The 18,783-nt window shown below is 71.8% G+C and carries 21 protein-coding genes and 1 tRNA gene; 10 read left to right on the plus strand and 12 right to left on the minus strand.

The window, feature by feature from the left end:
* Nucleotides 1–214: 214 nt before the first annotated feature.
* On the plus strand, nt 215–781 hold the full coding sequence (locus tag AMK13_RS46175; RefSeq protein WP_074005574.1) for a LysM peptidoglycan-binding domain-containing protein: 567 nt from the start codon (nt 215–217) through the stop codon (nt 779–781).
* Between the two features lie 125 nt (nt 782–906).
* Here the strand turns inward: AMK13_RS46175 and AMK13_RS34640 are convergent, their stop codons facing one another.
* Together AMK13_RS34640 and AMK13_RS34645 are read right to left on the minus strand one after the other, a co-directional pair.
* On the minus strand, nt 907–1,458 hold the full coding sequence (locus tag AMK13_RS34640) for a hypothetical protein (protein ID WP_074005575.1): 552 nt from the start codon (nt 1,456–1,458) through the stop codon (nt 907–909).
* Between the two features lie 14 nt (nt 1,459–1,472).
* Entirely contained in the window at nt 1,473–1,901 is a 429-nt protein-coding gene (locus tag AMK13_RS34645) for an ATP-binding protein (RefSeq protein WP_079272770.1), read from the minus strand.
* A 161-nt stretch (nt 1,902–2,062) separates the two neighbouring features.
* Here AMK13_RS34645 and AMK13_RS34650 point away from each other — a divergent pair, with 161 nt between their 5' ends.
* The 3 genes from AMK13_RS34650 to AMK13_RS34660 are packed head-to-tail and all read left to right on the plus strand — an operon-like array spanning nt 2,063 to nt 3,385.
* Nucleotides 2,063–3,010, plus strand: a complete 948-nt coding sequence (locus tag AMK13_RS34650; RefSeq protein WP_074005576.1) for a Scr1 family TA system antitoxin-like transcriptional regulator — start codon at nt 2,063–2,065, stop codon at nt 3,008–3,010.
* The gene (locus tag AMK13_RS45470; RefSeq protein ID WP_079272787.1) at nt 2,967–3,104 is read left to right on the plus strand and encodes a DUF397 domain-containing protein; all 138 of its coding nucleotides are present in this window, start codon (nt 2,967–2,969) and stop codon (nt 3,102–3,104) included. Before AMK13_RS34650 ends, AMK13_RS45470 begins: the two co-directional genes overlap by 44 nt.
* A 20-nt stretch (nt 3,105–3,124) precedes the next feature.
* Entirely contained in the window at nt 3,125–3,385 is a 261-nt protein-coding gene (locus AMK13_RS34660) for a DUF397 domain-containing protein (protein WP_338016377.1), read from the plus strand.
* A 74-nt stretch (nt 3,386–3,459) separates the two neighbouring features.
* On the opposite strand, the gene AMK13_RS43160 is transcribed toward AMK13_RS34660, so the two are convergent.
* Nucleotides 3,460–4,053: a CGNR zinc finger domain-containing protein gene (locus tag AMK13_RS43160; RefSeq protein ID WP_158077785.1), complete on the minus strand. Its 594-nt coding sequence runs from the start codon at nt 4,051–4,053 to the stop codon at nt 3,460–3,462.
* Nucleotides 4,054–4,150: 97 nt separating this feature from the next.
* Between AMK13_RS43160 and AMK13_RS34670 the strand changes: the two genes are divergently transcribed.
* The 4 genes from AMK13_RS34670 (at nt 4,151) to AMK13_RS34685 (ending at nt 7,141) form a co-directional block, all read left to right on the plus strand.
* Nucleotides 4,151–5,218, plus strand: coding sequence for an alcohol dehydrogenase catalytic domain-containing protein (locus tag AMK13_RS34670; RefSeq protein ID WP_049649390.1), 1,068 nt, complete (start codon nt 4,151–4,153; stop codon nt 5,216–5,218).
* Between the two features lie 24 nt (nt 5,219–5,242).
* Nucleotides 5,243–6,244, plus strand: coding sequence for an alpha/beta hydrolase (locus AMK13_RS34675; RefSeq protein ID WP_074005579.1), 1,002 nt, complete (start codon nt 5,243–5,245; stop codon nt 6,242–6,244).
* Between the two features lie 303 nt (nt 6,245–6,547).
* Nucleotides 6,548–6,745: a hypothetical protein gene (locus AMK13_RS34680; protein WP_049649391.1), complete on the plus strand. Its 198-nt coding sequence runs from the start codon at nt 6,548–6,550 to the stop codon at nt 6,743–6,745.
* 312 nt (nt 6,746–7,057) lie between these two features.
* Nucleotides 7,058–7,141, plus strand: a tRNA-Leu gene (locus tag AMK13_RS34685).
* 64 nt (nt 7,142–7,205) lie between these two features.
* On the opposite strand, the gene AMK13_RS34690 is transcribed toward AMK13_RS34685, so the two are convergent.
* Nucleotides 7,206–10,715, minus strand: a complete 3,510-nt coding sequence (locus AMK13_RS34690; protein ID WP_074005580.1) for a hypothetical protein — start codon at nt 10,713–10,715, stop codon at nt 7,206–7,208.
* Between the two features lie 309 nt (nt 10,716–11,024).
* Here AMK13_RS34690 and AMK13_RS34695 point away from each other — a divergent pair, with 309 nt between their 5' ends.
* Together AMK13_RS34695 and AMK13_RS34700 are read left to right on the plus strand one after the other, a co-directional pair.
* Nucleotides 11,025–11,414 carry a peptidoglycan-binding domain-containing protein gene (locus AMK13_RS34695; RefSeq protein ID WP_074005581.1) on the plus strand — a complete coding sequence of 130 codons (390 nt, stop codon included), beginning with the start codon at nt 11,025–11,027 and terminating at the stop codon, nt 11,412–11,414.
* A gap of 256 nt (nt 11,415–11,670) precedes the next feature.
* Nucleotides 11,671–12,027 carry a peptidase inhibitor family I36 protein gene (locus tag AMK13_RS34700; RefSeq protein ID WP_143204708.1) on the plus strand — a complete coding sequence of 119 codons (357 nt, stop codon included), beginning with the start codon at nt 11,671–11,673 and terminating at the stop codon, nt 12,025–12,027.
* 17 nt (nt 12,028–12,044) lie between these two features.
* Here the strand turns inward: AMK13_RS34700 and AMK13_RS34705 are convergent, their stop codons facing one another.
* The 8 genes from AMK13_RS34705 to AMK13_RS42530 all read right to left on the minus strand — a co-directional run bounded on the left by AMK13_RS34705 (nt 12,045) and on the right by AMK13_RS42530 (nt 18,618).
* On the minus strand, nt 12,045–12,452 hold the full coding sequence (locus AMK13_RS34705; protein WP_074005583.1) for a hypothetical protein: 408 nt from the start codon (nt 12,450–12,452) through the stop codon (nt 12,045–12,047).
* Between the two features lie 112 nt (nt 12,453–12,564).
* A complete protein-coding gene (locus AMK13_RS34710; RefSeq protein ID WP_074005584.1) occupies nt 12,565–13,026 on the minus strand; it encodes a hypothetical protein in 462 nt (153 codons plus the stop codon).
* A 133-nt stretch (nt 13,027–13,159) separates the two neighbouring features.
* Nucleotides 13,160–14,044 (minus strand): hypothetical protein, encoded by an 885-nt coding sequence (locus tag AMK13_RS34715; RefSeq protein WP_107418942.1) that lies wholly within the window; start codon nt 14,042–14,044, stop codon nt 13,160–13,162.
* Nucleotides 14,045–14,258: 214 nt separating this feature from the next.
* On the minus strand, nt 14,259–14,528 hold the full coding sequence (locus tag AMK13_RS34720) for a hypothetical protein (protein ID WP_074005585.1): 270 nt from the start codon (nt 14,526–14,528) through the stop codon (nt 14,259–14,261).
* Between the two features lie 350 nt (nt 14,529–14,878).
* Complete coding sequence (locus AMK13_RS34725) at nt 14,879–15,148, minus strand: hypothetical protein (RefSeq protein WP_074005586.1); 270 nt, start codon at nt 15,146–15,148, stop codon at nt 14,879–14,881.
* A gap of 376 nt (nt 15,149–15,524) precedes the next feature.
* Complete coding sequence (locus AMK13_RS34730) at nt 15,525–16,742, minus strand: hypothetical protein (RefSeq protein ID WP_074005587.1); 1,218 nt, start codon at nt 16,740–16,742, stop codon at nt 15,525–15,527.
* Between the two features lie 44 nt (nt 16,743–16,786).
* A complete protein-coding gene (locus AMK13_RS34735; RefSeq protein WP_074005588.1) occupies nt 16,787–17,995 on the minus strand; it encodes a hypothetical protein in 1,209 nt (402 codons plus the stop codon).
* A 278-nt stretch (nt 17,996–18,273) separates the two neighbouring features.
* Nucleotides 18,274–18,618: a hypothetical protein gene (locus tag AMK13_RS42530; protein ID WP_143204709.1), complete on the minus strand. Its 345-nt coding sequence runs from the start codon at nt 18,616–18,618 to the stop codon at nt 18,274–18,276.
* Nucleotides 18,619–18,783 lie beyond the last annotated feature (165 nt).

Below are 18,783 nucleotides of genomic sequence, written 5' to 3' on the forward strand. Positions count from 1 at the left end.
GGGGGGGGGGGGGGGGGGCAGTCGCGGGCGGCCGCAGGGGCGCGGCCGCCGTGCCGGGGATGTCACCCGATGCGGTGAATTGTGTGCAAACCCCGATGGCACCTAGAGTCCAAGGACTGGTGTTCGTGCGCCGGCGGCGGGTGAGGCTGCCTGTCTCTGACGTGCCGCTAGCCGGGCGCGACGACGCCAAGTCCCTTATCCGAAAGGAATATCCATGAGTGACACTCTGTACGCTGGCAACGAACTCGGTCTCGGCCAGTCCCTGACCGGCGGTGCCTACACGCTGACCCTCCAGGGGGACGGGAACCTGGTGCTCTCCGAGCCGGGCGCCGTCGTGTGGGCGACCGAGACCCAGAACCAGGGCGTCGAGCGGGCCGTGCTCCAGGAGGACGGCAACTTCGTGCTCTACAAGGGCGACGGTGCGGCGTGGTCCACCGGGACCGACGGCCAGGACGTCGACCGCCTGGTCGTGCAGGCCGACCGCAACGTGGTGCTGTACGCCCGGGACGGCGGGGCGCGGTGGGCGACGGACACCAACACCGATTTCCCCCTCGCCGCCGAGGCCCCGGTCTCGGCCCCGGCTCCGGTCGCGGAGCCGGAGCCGGTCTCGACCCCGGAGCCCGTCGCGGTGCAGACCTACACCGTCGAGCCCGGGGACTCCCTGTGGGCCGTGGCCGAGCGCTTCTACGGTGACGGCAGCCGCTACCTGGAGATCGCGCAGGCCAACGGCATCGACGACCCGGACCTGGTGAACGTCGGTCAGGTGCTGACGATTCCGTAATCGTGCGGTCCGGGCGTCCGCGCCCGGGCACCTCGCCCTGATCACCGGATCGTCGATTCGGTGTGCCGGTGTGCCGGTGACCGGCTCGTGGGAAGTCGGCCCCGCCGACTTCCCACGCAGGGCGTTCAGGTGCGGGCTGCCTGGGTGCGGCAGTGGGAGAGGGCGTACTTGATGCGGCTGTCGGGGCCGGGGGCGGCGGTGAGGAGTTCGCCGGCGGTAACGAGCGTGGCCCAGTACAGGGCCGGGTCGCCGGTGCGGGGCATGGGATGGGCGGCGGCCAGGGAGAGGTAGGCCGTGGTGAGGTTGCCGGTGGTGAACCAGCGCTGGAGGCCGTGACGGTGGCCGGGGCGGAGGCTGCCGTGGGCGTCGATGGCGGCCAGGAAGTGTTCGACGACGGCGAGTTCGGTGTCGGTGAGCGACTTGGGGACGTCGAAGACACCGAGGGCTTCGAGGAGTTCACCGGTGTCGTTCTCGGAGTCCGGGCGGGGGTTCGAGAGCAGGGCGTCGTAGCACTCGGCCAGGCGGCGGCTGGTCTCGGCGAGGGGGATGTCGAGGGCGAGGCAGACGGCGCGCGCGACGGGCAGGGGCGGGTGGCCCAGGCGGGCGATCAGGGCGAAGGCCGCAGCCGGGGTCGCGCCACGGGAGAGGGCGTGCCGGGCCAGGGTCGTGAGGTGCATGGGGGTTCGGGCTTTCAGGCGAGGGCGGTGGCGGGCGCGGGGGCGACGAGCACCCAGACGAACTTGCCGATGCCGTCGGGGCGGGAGGTGCAGCCCCAGCGTTCGGCGAGCTTGTTGACGAGGAACAGGCCGCGCCCGTGCTCGTCGGAAGGAGCGGGGGTGTGGAGGGTGGGGTGTCCGCTGCCGGCGTCGTGGACCTCCAGCCGCAGGCGGGAGTTGATCAGGGCGATGCGGATCTCGATGTGGCGGTCGTCCGGCGCGTCGGAGTGCTGGACGGCGTTGGCGAACAGTTCGCCGAGGAGCAGCTCGGCGGTGTCCGCGTAGCGGTTGCCGGAGGGCAGCCCGGAGAGGTAGGCGCGGAGCAAGTAGCGCGCCAGGGGCGTGGATTCGGCGCGGGAGTCGAGGTGCGCGACGAACGCGCGGGGCCTGCGGGACGAGAGCATGGGGGAGCACCTCACGGGGGCGGAGGGGGGCGTGCGACAGGAGCGCACGGTTCACGCTGCGCATGCAGATGACTGCGTTCCGGTAACAATGATCGGCCTGTGGGGATACCGTGGTCCCCAATTCCGCGTGTTGGGCACGCGAAGCACAGCTGGGGGCAGTCATGGCACAGAGGAAGACCGGGCACGGACCGACGGCGAGCTCCGCCATCATGTTCGGCGAAGAGATCCGCCACGCGCGCGCGGCGATGGGCTACCGCCAGGAGGACCTGGGCAGGAAGATGCACCTCGACCGCACGGTGATCTCGCGGATGGAGGGCGGACGGCGGAAGCCGTCGCTCGAGGAGCTGGCGCAGCTCGGGCAACTGCTGAACGCCACCGAACTGCTCACGCGGCTGTACGGCTGGGTCGACTGGAGCGCCGCGATCGAGCATCCGGATTGGTTCCAGGAGCGTGCGGAGCTGGAGGCCCTCGCGGTCGGGCTGCGTGTCTACCAGGACACTGTGATGTACGGCCTGTTGCAGTGCCGACAGTATGCGCGGGCGGTCTTCGAGACTGGAGACGCGGCCGGAAATCCGGTGGAGGTCGAAGAGCTGACCAATGCTCGACTCAGTCGGCAGGGTCGATTCCTTGTGCCCGATGGGCCGCTGCTGGTCGTCATCCTCGGCGAGAGCACCATTCGTACGGTCATTGGCGGTCCGAGCGTGATGCGGGCTCAGATGGAGCACCTGTTGAGGGTGGCTCAGCTCCCGAACGTCGTGCTTCATCTGGCGCCGTTCGCGGACCGGCGGACGCTCATCAAGACGGATATGGTGTTGCTGGAGCTGCCGGACGGGCAGCGCTTTGTGTACTCGGAGAGCCTTGAACGAGGGCACTTGAGCGATGCTCCCGCCAGTGTGGTCAAGTACCAGCGCCACTATGATCAGCTCCGTGGCGAATGCCTGTCAGAGAGCGAATCGCTTCAGCGGTTCGCCGAGGCGCTGGAGGGATTCAAGGATGAAGAGCAACGAGCTCGCCGCAGCCGACTGGCGGAAGAGCAGCTACAGCGGCAACGACGGCGGGGACTGCATCGAGGTAGCCCCCGGATTCCCGGGCCTCGTTCCAGTGCGTGACTCCAAGGACTCGCAGGGCCCGGCCCTCGTTTTCCCGGCCTCCGCCTGGGAAGCCTTCGTTGCGGCCGTCCGCGAGGGCGACTTCCCGGTGTAGAACTCCCCAAGGAGCTGGCTGTGTTGACCTGGCGGAAGAGCAGCTATAGCGGCAACAACGGTGGCATGTGCATCGAGGTGGCGCTGCCGGTCTGGCAGAAGAGCAGCCACAGCGGCGACAACGGCGGCTGCTGCGTCGAGGTGGCCCTCGGCTTCTTGCCCGGCGCCGTCCCGGTGCGTGACTCCAAGGACCCCGGCGGCCCGTCCCTCCTCTTCCCCGACTCCTCCTGGAACGCCTTCGTCGCAGCGGTCCGCGCCGGCGAGTTGCCGATCGAGGGCTGAGTCACCCCTCCACATCCCTCCCTCGGGGCGGGGCGCCAACTGGTGCCCCGCCCCGAGGCGTTCCCCGCCCGTGGCTACTTCGCCTTCGCGCGGTAGGCGCGCTTCTTCGCGAGTGCGCCGCAGGTCTTCATCGAGCACCAGCGCCGCGCGCCCGCCCTCGATGTGTCCACGAACGGCGTTCCGCAGTCGGGGTTTCCGCAGATGCGCACGCGCGTCCGCTGCTCCTCGGACGCGCAGAGCGCGATCAGGTCCCGCGCGACCATCGACAGCACGGCCGCGATCCCGTCCCCGTCCCACCGCACGGACGCCCCGTCCGCAGCGAGCACCGGTACCGAAGTCGCCTCGGCCGCAGCACCGTTGACCACCGCGACGTCCTCGGGCGCGGGCGGCACCCCCTCCGCCAGTGCGACGCCCGTCCGCTGGATCGCCTCGCGCAGCCGCCTCGCTCCCTCCAGCTCGGCCTCGCTGCACCTCGGTGCCACCGTCGTGCAGCCGCTCTCCATGCTCCACCGGCTCAGGTCCTCCGGCAGCGCCAGCCGCTCGACGTGCAGCTCCTTGCCGCGATCGGCGAGCGTGCCGGCGAAGGCGAAGCACAGCCGTGCGTCGTCGAACCGGAAGTCGGTCTTGGCGCGCTGGCGCCCTTCTCGTCGGCCGTCTTCGTCACTCATGTCCACCACTCTAAGCGGTTGACACGCGTCGAAGCGGGCGCATAGCTTCAAGGTCCACCACTTGAACCGGTGGACTTTCCCCGAGGAGGTCGCGTCCATGCGCGCCGCAGTCATCGAAGAACTCCACCAGCCCCTCGTCATCCGTGACGTGCCCGACCCCGTCTGCCCGCCCGACGGCGCCATCGTGCGCGTCGGCGCCAACGGGATCTGCCGCACCGACTGGGCCCTGTGGGCCGGGGACTTCTGGACGGGAGGGCCGCAGGTCAAGCCCCCGTTCGTCCTCGGCCACGAGTTCGCCGGCACCGTCGTGGAGGTCGGCCGGGACGTTCGGGACTGGCGGGACGGCGACCGGGTCATCTTCCCGATGAACCCCGGCGAGGGCTCCTGCGAGATGTGCCGCAGCGGCAACCAGCACGTGTGCGAGCACGTGGACTCGCTCGTCCCCGGCGTCTCCTACTGGGGCGCCTTCGCCGAGTACGTCATGGTCCGCTTCGCCGACGTCAACCTCGTCCGGGTGCCGGAGACCGTCGGCTTCGTCGATGTCGCCGCCCTCGCCTGCCGCTACATGACCGCCTTCCACGGCGTCGTCGACCAGGCCCGCGTGCGCGGCGGGGAGTGGGTCGCCGTGTACGGGGCCGGCGGCGGCATGGGCCTGTCCACGGTGGAGATCGCGGCCGCCACCGGCGCCAACGTCATCGCCGTCGACATCTCCGAGGAGAAGCTGGACGCCGCCCGCGCCCTGGGCGCCGTCCACACCGTCAACGCCGCCACCGACGACCCGGCCGAGGCGGTCAGGACCCTCACCCGGGGCGGCGCCCACGTGTCCGTCGACGCCGTCGGCATCGCCGAGGCCTGCCGCAACTCCGTCCTCTCCCTGCGCACGCGCGGCCGCCACCTCCAACTCGGCCACACCACCGGTGCGGAGAAGGGCGACGTCGGGCTACCGATCGACGTGATGATGGTCAAGGAGCTGGAGTTCCTGGGCGCCTTCGGGATGCAGGGCCAGCGGTTCGGCACCATGCTCAACATGATCGAGGCCGGCCGCCTCAACCCCGGCCGGATCGTCACCCGCACCGTCGGCCTCCACGAGGCGAGTGGCGTGCTGGAGTCCCTGGAGACGTACGGGCCGACCGGCGTCGTCGTCATCGACGAGTTCCGGGCCTGAGCACCGGTGGAAGGAAGCACGACCATGCCCGTTCCCCGCCTGCTGGTCGACCCGGAACTGCGCCGGGCCCTCGACGCCGTCCCGATGACCCCCAACGGCGCGTTCGACCTGACCGACATCCCCGCGACCCGCGAGACCCTCCGCGCCTTCGCCGCAGCCGTCGCCGACTCCACCCCCGACGACCCGTCGGTCACCGTGACCGAACACCGCGCGACCCGGCCCGACGGCCCGGACGTACCGATCCGCCTGCTACGGCCCACCACCGCCGGGCCCGGCCCGCTGCCGGTCCTGCTCTGGTTCCACGGCGGCGGGCAGGTACTCGGTTTCGCCGCTCAGGACGACCCCTGGCTCAAGCGGCTCAGCACACGGCTCGGCTGCGCCGTCGCCGCCGTCGACTACCGGCTCGCCCCGGAGACCCCCGCCCCCGGCGCCGCCGAGGACGGGCACACCGCCCACCGGTGGCTCCTCCACGAGGCGGGGGTGCTCGGCCTGGACGCCACCCGGATCGGCATCGGCGGCCAGAGCGGCGGCGGGGGAGTCGCGGCGGCCACCGCCCTGCTGGTCCGCGACCACGGCGGCCCCACGCCGCTGTTCCAGGCGCTGATGTACCCCATGCTCGACGACCGGAACCGGACCGCGTCCAGCCACGAGATCACCGACCTCGGCATCTGGGACCGCGCCACCAACCTCCTCGCCTGGCGGGCGATCCTGGGCGACCGCGCCGGAACCGACCAGGTCAGCCCGTACGCCGCCCCCGCCCGCGCGGAGGACCTCGGCGGCCTGCCGCCCACCTTCGTCGCCGTCGGCGAACTCGACTCCTTCCGCGACGAGGACCTCGACTACGCCATGCGCCTGCGCGCCCACGGCGTCCCCGTCGAACTCCACCTCTACCCCGGCGCGTACCACGCCTTCGACCTGTTCGCCCCCGAGTCACAGCTCGCCGAGAGCTTCGAGCAGGCCTGGCTCGGCTACCTCGCCCGCCACTTCCGTACCCCCGCGCCCCAGAGCCCCCAGCTCCCGGCGTAGGCCCGGTCTCCCGCCGTCTGCCCGGACGTGGTCGGAAGTGCCCCTCCGGATGGTCTATACCCGCATCGTCAGCCTCCACGAGGCGGGCGACGTGCTGGAGTCCCTGGAGACGTACGGCCCGACCAGTGCCGTCGTCATCGACGAGTTCCAGGCCTGAGCGGCCGCGGAAGGAGACACCGCCATGGCCGCTCCCCGCCTGCGGAGCCCAGGGGCGGCGGACGGGTAGCGAAGGCATCACCCGGTGTGATTGGGCTCTATCATGGCTTTCGTAAGCCCTAGCCGATCACTTGCGGGAGGCCACTCATGAGCGCCTCGGAAGTTGAACGCCCGATCTACCCGCCCGCGCGCCCCCGAGTCACGGTCGAGGAACTGCTGGCAGCCAAGAACACGCAGCCCATACGGTCCCTCGATGAGCTCCAGGCCGACACTTTCGAGTCGGACGAAGAGCTCGACGAGTTCCTGGCGTTCGTCCGCGCCGAACGCCAGCGGAACGTGGCCTGAGGGAGCAAGGTGCAGCCTGTCATTCTTGACACCGACGTCACGTCCCTGACGCACAAGCGCAGGTTGGCGGGGGCAGGCTCTCGGCGGCCGGCCTGAAGGCCGGTCTTCCGCGTCCCGTCAACGACATGTGGATCGCGGCCTGCTGTCTCACCTACGACCTTCCGCTGGCGACGCTGAACCTGAAGGACTACGCGTACTTCCAGAAGGAGCACGGCCTCCGAATCCTGGGGGCGGAGTAGCCCCCGGCCGTCTGCCCGGAGGTGGTCGGAAGTGCCCCTCCGGATGGTCTATAGTTTTCCTCATCACCCAGATGCGCGGGTGGCGGAATAGGCAGACGCGCTGGATTCAGGTTCCAGTGCCCGAAAGGGCGTGGGGGTTCAACTCCCCCCTCGCGCACAGATGAACGGCCGGTTGATCTTCGGATCGACCGGCCGTTCTTTGTTGTCCGGGCGCGCGGGGTTCAGTGCTTGTCGTAATGGCGGCAGAGCAGGACGCCGCCGAGGACGGTGAAGAAGGTGTCGAGGCCGGCCTTGACCGTCGCGATCACGAAGCCGGAGTCCGGTTCCTTGAGCATGATCCGGTTGTTCAGCAGGGCCGTCGCGGGGGAGATCGCGAGCAGGACCTGTGCCGCGCCCTCGTCGGCGTCCTCCGTCGTGCCGTCGACGATCCGGGCCACGGCCCCGCGCAGGTTCCAGAAGCAGCCCTTGAGCATCAGGAGGACGGGGATCGGGTCCCCGGCGTCCGCCAGTTTCGAGAGCCACCCCTTGAACGCGGTCCGGTAGACCACGGCCAGGACCGCGAACGCCAGGGCGAACAGGGTGGCGACGAGGGCGATGGCCCAGCCCGGCGCCGGGGTCGTTTTCAGCACCGTGGTCGCGATGTCGAAGACCACGAGGGTGAACAGCAGGTTGGCGACCTGGACGAGCGGGCCGAGGTAGGGCCAGTCGAGGCCCTGCGCGCTCTCGTAGGCGAGGAGGTCGCCCGCCGCGTAGAAGGCGAACTGCATGGTCTGCAGGATCGCCGCGACCAGCAGCCACGTCTTGTCCGTGGGGGTGAGCGTGTCCCTGGGGGCGGACCCGTGCCTCAGGGCCTTCAGCGGGGTGGACTTCTCGGGGAAGGGCTCGGCGCCCTTGCCCTTGATCAGCCGGTAGACCAGTGTCACCGGGAGCGCGCCGAGGAGGCAGACCGCGCCGTTGACGGTCAGTGGCGCGTCCGGATCGCCGGCCTGCTTGGCGATCCACTTCCAGAGCTTCCCGAGGATTCCGGCGTCGCGTTCGGCGGTCAGCGCCGTCTTCAGCTTGCCGACGGCCTTGGAGACCAGGTCGACCATCGCGTGGACCAGGACGTCCCCGAAGTCGAGGGCCGCCAGGGCCAGTTGCTCGAACGATTCGAGGAGCTTGGCGAGGGTGGAGGCCTTGAGGTCCTGGGGGTTGGCGGCGAGTTTCGTGAAGCCTTCCAGTAGGTCACTTACGCCGTTGACGAACTCCCCGCCGGCCTGCTTCAACGTGGGGGCGCAGGCGTTCCAGGCGTCGTCGTCGACGATCTCCTTGTCGCCGGCCTGCGACGCGACCGACATCCCGGCCGCCTTGTCCTGGAACCAGTTGAGGTGGGCGTTGCCCCCGCCGAGGTCGGCGAGTTTCGCGTCCCCGATGACGGGCACGTCCTGCTTGCCCTTCCCGGACCAGGTGTCGAAGCTGCCGACCGTCGTGTCCCCGAGCTTGGCGCGGGCGCCGTCGAAGGTCCTCTGGACGCTGTCCCTCTCTTTCTTGATGAAGTCGTCGGCGAGCTTGCCGACCTCGGCCACGGCGGCCTCGGCCTTGTCGAGCATGCTGAGGACGGAGCCCTCGAAGACCTTCTTGGTGCGCCAGATCGCGGGGAAGTCGAACCACGCGGCCAACCAGTCGACGACGTTGAGGAGTTTCGAGCCGATCACGTTGAAGACGCTGCCGATGAAGCCCCAGACCGCCTCGATCGCCTTCTTCACCGAGGTCCAGAACGTCTTGAGCTCCTTCCCGATCCGGGCGATCACGGCGAGGATGCCGTTCTTCGTGTCGAAGGTGATGCTCACGGGTGTGACGATCCCGCTGTGCAGGCCCGCGTGGAGGTCCCCGAAGGCGATCGGGGAGTCCTCCCAGGAGTCGTCGGGAGCCTCCGGCGCATTGAGCTCCTCGTACACGAGCTCCGGGGCGCCGGTGCCTTGCCGCACCGACAGCCGGAAGCTGGGCGCGTCCTGCGACATCGGACTGGCCTTGTAGCCGGCCATGGCCGTGATCGCCTTGGCTGCCGGCACGGCGACCAGCTTGGACTTCGCAGCCCAGGGCGCCAGGGAGTCGTGGGTCGGGTGCCCTGCCTGGCCGGGGACCTTCGCGCCGGCCAGGGCACCGCTGCCGAAGTCGGGCAGGGGGCCGGCGGGGTTGGTGAGGTTGAGCTTCTTGTTCTTGGTGCCGCGCAGGTAGTCCTCGGTGTCCCGCGAGGGCCGCAGGGCGATGTCGTCGATTCCCGGGACCTTGAGGATGAGGTCGGGAGCGGACAAGCCGGTCGGGGTGAAGGTCAGGGTGATCCTGCCGAACAGGTCGGTTTTCAGGGGGGTCGGCTGGTCGGTGATATCGGTGACCTGGCCGTCGAAGGCGACCTCGCCCGAGGTGTTGCCGGGGGCGCGGGCGAGGGTCACATGCTGCCCCGGCATGGGCGCACCGAACTGGTCGAGGAGGGTGGCCTCCAGCCGGTAGCGCTTGACCTCCTTGACGCCCGCCGCGGGGTCGTGGACGTGTACCCGCCGCCACAGGCCGGTGGCGCTGTCCTGGACGTCGAGCCGGAGCTCGTTCTTCGTCTCGTCGCCGGGCTCGGTGCCCGCCTCGACGAGGAAGACGGTCGAGGTCTCCAGCGGCGAGGGCGGCGTGGCGACGGCGACCACGTCCTTCTGGAGCGGGATTCCCGGCAGTGCCGCGCCCTGGGCGGGCAGGCGGTGGATCCAGCAGACGTGGTCGGTGTCGACGACGTAGACGGCACGGCCACCGTCAGCCGTGGGATGGGAGTCCACCCGGACGGTGCCCTTGTCGTGGAGCTTCTGGCCAGGCTTCAGCGTGTCGCCCTCGTAGAGCACCGTCCACAGGCCGTCGGCCGAGTCGCTCACCAGGAAGGTCGCCCCCTCGCCCGTCGCGAAGCCGGTGACGACCTGCTTGGCCTGGAAGGGGAGCGGATCCGTCTGGACGCTGAACGTCGTACTGAGAGTTGCCCGCGAGGCGATCACCGTGCCCGAGTCCACGCTCGCCAGCACGACCTCGGAGCCCGAAAGCGCAGCGGCCACGGGGACGCCGTTCGGGCCGGGCGTGCTTGTGGGGAGGTAGGCGTCCCCCTGATCCTTGGATCTGATCCAGAGTCCCGATGCCCCCTTCGGTACGGCGTACGTCACAGGATCCCCCTGTGTCGTGTACGTCGTGTCGACAGTTTCGTAGTTCCGCTGAGGCAGACCGGTGGTGTCGAGCGGAACGGGTTCCGCCCACTGGGTGCCGTCCTGGGACAGCTCCACGGTGAAGACCTGGCTGACGAGGTCTTGAGGGTCGGTGGACCCGAAGAGGAATTCCGCGACCACCCTCCGAGAGCCGTTTCCGGGCGTCACGGTCACCGTGAGGTCCCTGAACACCCAGCCGGGCTGCTTGGCCTGCTCCTGGAGCCAGCTCTCGAACGGGCTGGTGACGCGCCAGCCCGTCGGGGTGCCCAGGGCGCGGGCCACGTGCCGGATGTCGGGCACCCGGCCCTCCCGGGGACAGAACACCAGGGCCTGGTGCCCGTCCGAGTCCGAACCCGCCTTCTCTCCGGGGTTGTGGAACGCGAGGACCGGCTTGCGGCGGGCGGTGTCCACAATCACCGGCCCGCCCAGGACCACGTCCTGGCTGAGGACTTGGGTGACCTCCACCCGGTCTGCTGTGCGGCTGCGCAGCCGCCGGTCGGTCTCGCTCGGCGCCATCATGAGCGGCTCCATTTCGGTTGGGAGGCGAACCAGCTTGGTTCGCGCACTGTGTACCCGGGCCGTGAGCGCGCCCGTGCGGCGAACGGTGACGTTCCCACCAACAGCCCTTTCCGGAGGGAAGACGGGCAGAGACCGTCCCCGCAGGGCAGACCGCCGGGCCGGGGGCAAGGGTTTCGACCAGGGGCGAATTCCTGGCTCCGGCGCGCCGATCGGAGCATCGTCGTCACCAGCGAAGCCACGCCGGCCCCGCAGCGGACGACGATCCGCGAGGGGCCGGCGCCAGCCGGAACTCAAGGAGAGGCACTGATCATGCGCATCAACACCTGGACCCGCCGCGCCGCCGCCCTGGCCGTGGGCGCGACCGCCGTCGTCGCCCTGACCGCCGGTTCCGCCAGCGCCGCGAGCACCCTCGCGAAGGGCAGCTCCGGCTCGGCCGTCGGCTGCCTCCAGCAGGGCCTCGACTACGTGGACAGCGCCGGTCTCCAGGTCGACAACGACTTCGGCGGCCTCACCTACAACGCCGTCGTGCACTACCAGAGCGGCCACAGCCTGAGCCCGGACGGCGTCGTCGGCCCGGCCACCGGCGGCTCCATCAAGAACGCGGTCAGCCGGGCCTACAACGCCTCGAACCACGGCGGCGACCACTCCCCGGGGCTCGGCGCCTGGCTGGTCAACTGCAGCGGCCAGCTCCCGGGCTGACGCGGGCCGCGACGGGCCGGGTGCACCCGGCCCGGTGAGTGACTGACGAGGGGCTCGGCGGCCTGGCCGCCGAGCCCCTTCGCGTGCCCTTCCCCATGGGGTCGGATGACGGATTCGCCACCACGCCGCCCGGTGTGTGTACTTACGACTTTCCCCGGCGCCGTTTACCCCTCCCCTCCGGGGTGGGATCCCCCTCCCGAACGGCGATACCGCCGATCACCGGTGCATCGGAAGGGAGTTGGCGTTGGAGTGGTCCGTGCCGAGACGGGCGGCCGTCTCGCTGACCGCCGCCGCCATCGCGGGCGCGGCCGTGATCCCGGCGGCGGGCGCGCCGTCCGTGCCCCGGCAACTCGCCCGGCCCCGGGGCCGTACGGTGTGCGCGTTCACCGAACTCGACTTCCACGGCCTGCTGGTGCACATCCGGCAGCCGCGGCTGCTGATCGAGCCGCCCGTCGAGAGCGTGGTCAACACCAGCCACGTCGCCTGGTGCTTCTACGAGTCGCCCGCGTACGGCGGCCTCGCCGTCACCCTCGAACCGGGCCGGGGGGCCGCCAGCTTCCCGTACCCGGTGCAGTCCGCGCGGCCGGTGGGGGAGGACGACCCCACCGGCTGACGCAGGCCCCCGTGGGGTCAGGTGCAGAGCTTGTCCTCCGGGCCGGCCTCGCTGACGATCACGTTCCTGTTCAGGTCCACGTCGTAGGTCCAGTACGCGGTCCACAGGCCGGTGCCGCTCTGGAGCTCGGAGTCGAAGGAGTGCCGGACGGCCGTGCCGTCCTCGGAGGTGACGTAGCGGAAGGCGACGCGGTTCGCGGTGGAGCCCGGGTCGGGCCTGCCGCGGGTGAGGGTGACGAAGTCGGTCCAGTCGTAGGTGGCGCCGTCCCAGCCGAAGTGGATCCGGCCGTTCTCGCACCTCAGCGGGCGCACCTCGGGGCCGCTGCGGACATGGGCCGTCCGGTCCGAGGGGGCCGCCGACGCCGCACTCGCGAAGGTTCCCGCAAGCGCGCACGCGGCGGCTGCCGCGACCCAGGGGTTCCTCATTGCCTGGCCTTCCTTCCTGTGGTGGTCGAATGCCGTGGCCGGCCGGTCCTCCCGGCCCGCCACGGGTGACGGCCGGTCGACCCGACGGTCGACCGGCCGGTGCCGAGAGGGCTCAGCTGCAGAACTTGCTGCTCGGGCCTTCCTCGCTGACGATCACGTACGTCTCCGAGTCCGCGTCGCGGGTCCAGTACGCGGCCCACAGGCCGGTGCCGCTCTGGTACTCGGAGTCGAACGAGTGCCGGACGGTGCCGGCGGAGGAGACGAAGGCGTAGGCGAGGCGGTTCCTGCTCGTGTCGGCCGGGTCGGGCTTCGTGGTGTAGAGGCCGACGAAGTCGGACGAGGTGCGGGGGGCGCCGTCCCAGCCGTAGAAGATGTGGCCGTTCTCGCAGGTCAGCGGGCGCAGTTCGGGGTCGCCGGGGACGACGCCCCGGCCGCCGGAGGGGGCGGGCGGGACGTGCGTCGCGACGGGCCTCGGGCCGGTGTCCGCGGGCTGGGCGACCGCTGCCGACGCCGTGCCCGCGAAAGCGCCCGCAAGTGCGCAGACGGCGGCTGTTGCGACCCGGAGGTTCTTCATGTCCTCGCTTCTCCCTTGTTCGCGGGACCGCCCACCGATCCCGGTCTGCCTGCGTACCAATCGGAGGCCCCGGGGCAGACCGTGTGACCGGGATTTGGTTCGAATGGCGGCCGTCCCGTACCGGCCGTTCCGGCTACCGGCCCTTCGCGAGGTGCGCGCGGCGGGCGTGGCGGAGGACCGCGAGGACAGCCGCGCCCGCGACGGCTCCGAGCGCGAGCAGCACGGCCACGGTCGCCGCGTCGGGGGAGGTGACCGGCTGGCCGCGCAGCGCCTGCCAGAGCAGGACGAGCACCAGGCCCAGGTAGACCACCCCGGCGATCCCCATCAGCGCGACCCGGTGGCGCTCGGACAGCCCGCGCGGCCGGGTGGCGAGGAGGAAGCCGATCAGCGGCAGCACCTGGAGCGCGTGGAGGCCGAGGAAGTGGGGGATCCGCAGGTCGCCCCCGAGGGTGCTCCAGTCGGTGACGGGCATTCCCGGGCCGCCGTCGGCGAGCCCGACGGTGTGCGCGCCGACGACGGGCAGGCCGTGGCCCCGCCTGGCGGCCGCGCGCTGCGGGGAGGTCGGCAGCGTCATCAGGAACGCGACGGCCATGCCGAGGGCGCTCACGGCCATGCCCAGTCGCAGCCCCCACGCGAACACCGGCGGCCGCACCCGCTGACGCAGCAGCAGCACGACGACCACCAGGGCCATCGCCCAGGTGGCGACGATGAAGGCGGCCATCGTCATCCACACCGCCGTCGCCGCCGGGGTGGCGAAGTTGAAGTGGCTGGTCGTGCCGGCCGCCGCCGCGGCGGCGATCAGGGCCATCTCGACGACCAGCGACACGGCCGTCACCCGGGAGACGACCCGGACGAGGCGGTCGTGGCCGCGGACGAAGGTGAGCAGCCAGAGCAGGGTGAGGGTGTAGAGGCCGATCGAGAGCGCGAAGCGGGCCGGTTTCGCCCAGGCGGGCTGCCCGGTGATCGACCGGGGATCGGCGAGCAGGCCGACCAGGGCGACGGCCAGCATCAGGGCCATCAGGGCGGCCGTTCCGGCCAGAGGCCTGTTCGCGGCCCATGCCCGCCGCGCCAGTTCCGAGGGCCTGGGGGCCCGCGCCATGGGGTTCCTCTCCGGGTGGGGCCACGGGAACGGCCGGTCGACCTCGTGGTCGACCGGCCGTTTCGTCATTCCGGGATCCGGTTCAGCGGGGGCCCTGTCCCGGGGCCCCGTACGTCCGGTGGTGCGGGGTCCGTCAGCCGTTCACCAGGGTGGCGCCCGAGCCGGTGAACCCACCGGTGACGCCCTCGTCGTCGGACCAGATCCCGAAGTCGGCGTGCGAGACGCCCTCGGGGCTGACCGAGGACTCGGCGCCCGCGACACCGGCACCGTCCGGGCCGGCGGTGAAGAAGCCCTGGCCCCAGGCCGCGTCGACGCCCCCATGGGCCGAGGCGAGGCCGGCGGTGCCGATCACGAGCGGGACGGTGAGGGCGCTGACGGCCAGGACACGCTTGAGAACACGCATGGTGGTTTCCTCCGTGGGGTTCGAGGTCATGAGCGGCGGCGCCGATCGGCCCGCCGGAACCAGCGAGACACGCACCGCCAGCCCCCGCAAGCGAGGCCGCCATCCGAACAGGCCTAACGGTTCGTCAGACGCGCCGCGCCGACCTGCGGAAATGGCCGATCGGGCGATCATCCGCCGAGGTCGTTCGGGCGGAGCAGCCCTGCGGGCCCGCGGCATGGGGTTCCTCTCCGGGCAGGCTCATGGGAACGGCCGGTCGACCTTCGTGGTCGACCGGCCGTTCCCTCATTCCGGGATCCGGTTCAGCGGTGTCCCCGCTCCGGGGGTCCGTACGTCCGGTGGTGCGGGGTTCGTCAGCCTTGGTTCCAGGTGGCACCCGAGCCGGTGAACGCGCCGGAGACGCCGGTGTCGTCGGACCAGACCCAGAAGTCGGCGTGCGAGACGCCATCGGGGCTGACCGAGGACTCGGCGCCCGCGACACCGGCGCCGTTCTGGTTGGCGATGAACTGGCCCTGGCCCCAGGATGCGTCCAGGCCCTCCTGGGCCGAGGCGAGGCCGGCGGCGCCGATCACGAGCGGGACGGTGAGGGCGCTGACGGCCAGGACACGCTTGAGAGTACGCATGGTGGTTTCCTTCGTGGGATTCGAGGTCATGAGCGGCGGCGCCGATCGGCCCGCCGGAACCAGCGGGACACGCGCCGCCTCCCCTCGCAAGCGGGGTCGCCATCCGAACGACGCTCACGGTGCGTCAGGCGCGCCGCGCCGACCTGCGGAAACGGCCGCTCGGGCGGTCGATCGCCGAGGTCGTCCGGGCGGAGCAGGCGGTGCGTCAGGAGATGCGGCGGCGGCGTCCGACGGCCGGTTCGTCGTCCACATCTGCCGTGCCGGTTCAGGGGCCGAGGGCCCGGGTCGTGGGGGTTCCCCTCCGGGCCGGTGCATGGGAACGGCCGGTCGACCTCGTGGTCGACCGGCCGTCCGAGGGCCGACGGGCGGTTCCGCGTCAGGGCTTCCAGACCACGGGGTGGGACGCGACCGGCTGGCCGGCCGCGTTCAGCTCGACGGCGTGACCGGCGACCAGTCCGGCGTCGTTGATGTACCTGGCCTCGGCGTACGGGCTGAGCGGGGACGGCGGGAGCGTGACGGTCGTCCCGTCGGGCTGCCACAGCAGGGCGGTGCTGCGGGTCCAGTCCGGGCCCTGGGCGCTGCCGACGGCGGTACCCGCGCTGTTGACCGCCATGGCCTCGCTCTGCCGGCCCGCCGGGCCGCCGAGCAGGGTCTGGCTGCCGTCCGGGTTCCAGCGGGCGGCGAACGTGGAGTGCGCCGCGTCGAACGTGGCCCCGACGACGGTGCCCGCGCTGTTGACGGCCCGTGTCCGGCCGTAGCCGGCGTCGCGGACGGTGCCGTCGGCCGTCCAGACCAGCACCCGGTCGAACTCCGTGCCGCCGGCCCGCCGTCCGTGCCCGAGCACCACGCCGTCGTCGGTCATCCTGTCCACCCGGGCCCCGTCGACGCCCGGCGGGAGCGGGAGCGCGGTCACCGTGTCCGTCGGGCTCCAGAGCACCGGGGTCTCCTGGTAGTCGCCGTTGCCGAGGCGCCGCTTGGAGATGCCGGCGACGATGCCCGCGTTGGTGACGGAGGTGGTCGAGCCCATGGTGTCGCCGGGCAGCAGCGGCAGGTCGACCCTGGTGCCGTCGGCCCGCCACTTCAGGGGCTTGGGCTGGTAGACCTCGTCGGACGAGCAGCCGACCACCACACCGGCGTCGTTGACCGCGAACGCGCCGCCACCGCGGACCCCGGCCGGCAGCTCCAGCGCGGTCGGGGTGCCGTCCGGGGCCCAGCGGACCGGGTGGTTGTCGCTCATCGACACGAAGGAGGCCCCGACCACGGTGCCCGTGTCGTTGTACCCGCTCGGGCGGCTGGACAGGTCGCCGGGCAGCGGCGCCAGGACGGTGTAGCCGAGGTGGTCGGGGCTCCAGCGGAGGGCGCTCACGGTGTACCGGCCGGGGGTGTTCGGGGAGTACTCGCCGACGACGGCGCCGTCGCGGCTCAGGCCCCACACCGTGCTGTAGGCGGTGTCCGGCGGGGTCGGCAGGAACTGCGGGGAGGCCAGATAGTGGGCGGGAGCGGCAGCCGCCGCGGGTATCGGGCCGAGGAGCAGGGCGGCGGCCGTCGCGGCGGCGGCGAGGGCGGCCGTACGAGGGGTACGTGAACCGGTCATGCGGAGAACTCCTGTCTCGTCGAGGGGACTTCGGGTCGTGGCCATCAGGGCTTCCAGACCATCGCGCGCGGCAGCGACTGCGCGTCCGGCAGGGTGGCGTGCCCGACGATCACCCCGGACTCGTTGATGACGGAGGCCGAGGCGTACGGGCTGAGCGAGGACGGCGGGAGCGTGACGGCCGTCCCGTCGCGCTTCCACAGCAGTGCCGTGCCGTGGTACCAGTCCGAACTCGTCGCGGTGCCGACGGCGGTGCCCGCGCTGTTGATCGCGTTCGCCGTGGTCTGCCGGCCCGCCGGGCCGTCGAGCAGGGTCCGGGTGCCGTCCGGCCGCCAGTACGCGGCCTGCAGGGGGCGGGCGGCGCCGAAGGCCGCCCCGACGACGGTGCCGGTGTCGGTGATCGAGCTCGGCCGGCCCTCGCCGATGTCCCGGACGGTGCCGTCCGCCGCCCAGACCACCAGCCGGTCGAGCTCGGTGCCCCCCTCGCGCCGTCCGCTGCCGAGGATCACGCCGGAGTTGGTGATCCGGCGGGCCCCGACCACGTCGATCCCCGGTGGGGGCGGCAGTTCGGTCACGGTGCCCGACGGGCTCCAGACCACCGTACGCGTCCGGGGTTCGCCGCTGAGGCGCCGTTCGGACCAGCCGATGACGAAGCCCGCGTCGTTGACGGCCGTGGTCGAGCCGGTGTCGTCGCCGTCCAGCAGGGGCAGGGCGACCCGGGTGCCGTCGGCCCGCCACTTCACGGGCACGGGGCGGAACACCGCGTCGTACGAACTGCCGATCGCGACACCGGCGTTGTTGATCCCGGACGCGCCGCCGCCCCGGGCTCCGGCCGGCAGTTCCAGGGCGGTCGGGGTGCCGTCGAGGGCCCAGCGGACCGGGTGGTTGTCGGTCAGCGTCGCGAAGGAGACCCCGACCGCGGTGCCCGCCTCGTTCATGGCGCCCGGGCGGGTACCGGTCTCGCCGGGCAGCGGTTCCAGGGCGGTGTAGCCGAGGGTGCCGGTGTTCCAGCGGAGGGCGCGCGGGGCGAACCGGCCGGGGATGTCCAGGTAGCACTCGCCGAGGACGTCGCCCGCGTTGTTCAGGCTGGACGCGGTGCTGAGCGGGCCGGCGTTGGCGGGCAGCGGTAGGAGGTAGGGGGTCGGGAGCGGCGGGCCCGGGTCGGCCGTTGCGGCGGGTATCGGGCCGAGGAGCAGGGCGACGGCCGTCGCGGCGGCGGCGAGGGCGGCCGTGCGTGGGGTGGATGAACCAGCCATCCGGAAACTCCTGTCTCTTCAATGACCTTGTGGATCAAGCGAATTGACGTTCCGTCGGAGTCAGGCTGGTCGGGTGCCCGGTCCGGTGGCCAAGTCTCGGCCACCGTCCGTTCGTTGGCAGGCCGATCACCGAAACGGCCGGAATCCGCACCCCCGGATCCGCATCGGGCTGGTCGGGAGGGGTGCGGATCCGGGGCGGCGGCCGGTTTCCCGTGGTTCGGCCGTGCGGGGCGGTGGGGGTGCCGGTGCGGGCGTCGTTGCGCCTCCGCCCGGCTGCGTCAGCCGGGTGCGATCGCCGGGCCGCCACTGCCGGTGGTGCCCTCGGTGGTGCCCTCGGCGGCGTCCCGGCTGCCGCTCCAGCCGCTTCCGGAGCCGCCGCCGCCGGAGCCGCCACCGGAGCCGCCGCCGGAACCCCGGACGTACACCGTGAAGGAGGTCAGGCCGGGGGGCAGTTCCCAGGCCCCACCGGCCCGGACGGACACCCGGTAGGCCTGCGGGCCGCCGTCCCGCTGGGCGGGTGCGGCCGGGGCGGTCGTCGTGGTGCCGGTCGTGACGGCCAGCGCCGTGGCAGTGGAGGCGGTCGCCAACAGGCCTTGCCGGAAGAGCTTTTGATTGATCGTCATCCTTGCGATGGTCTGATCTCCGGCGGCCCCGGCGGTGGCTTCGACCCCGAATCACGCGAACGAGTGGTCGCGTTCCGGCCGAGTTCGACGCGGGCCCTCGTCGGTGAAGGTCGGCGGCCCTCGGACGGGCGGCCTCGGACGGGCGGCGCGGGACCGCGCCCGGGG

This window comes from Streptomyces sp. CB02056, from assembly GCF_001905545.1.
GTDB lineage: Bacteria > Actinomycetota > Actinomycetes > Streptomycetales > Streptomycetaceae > Kitasatospora.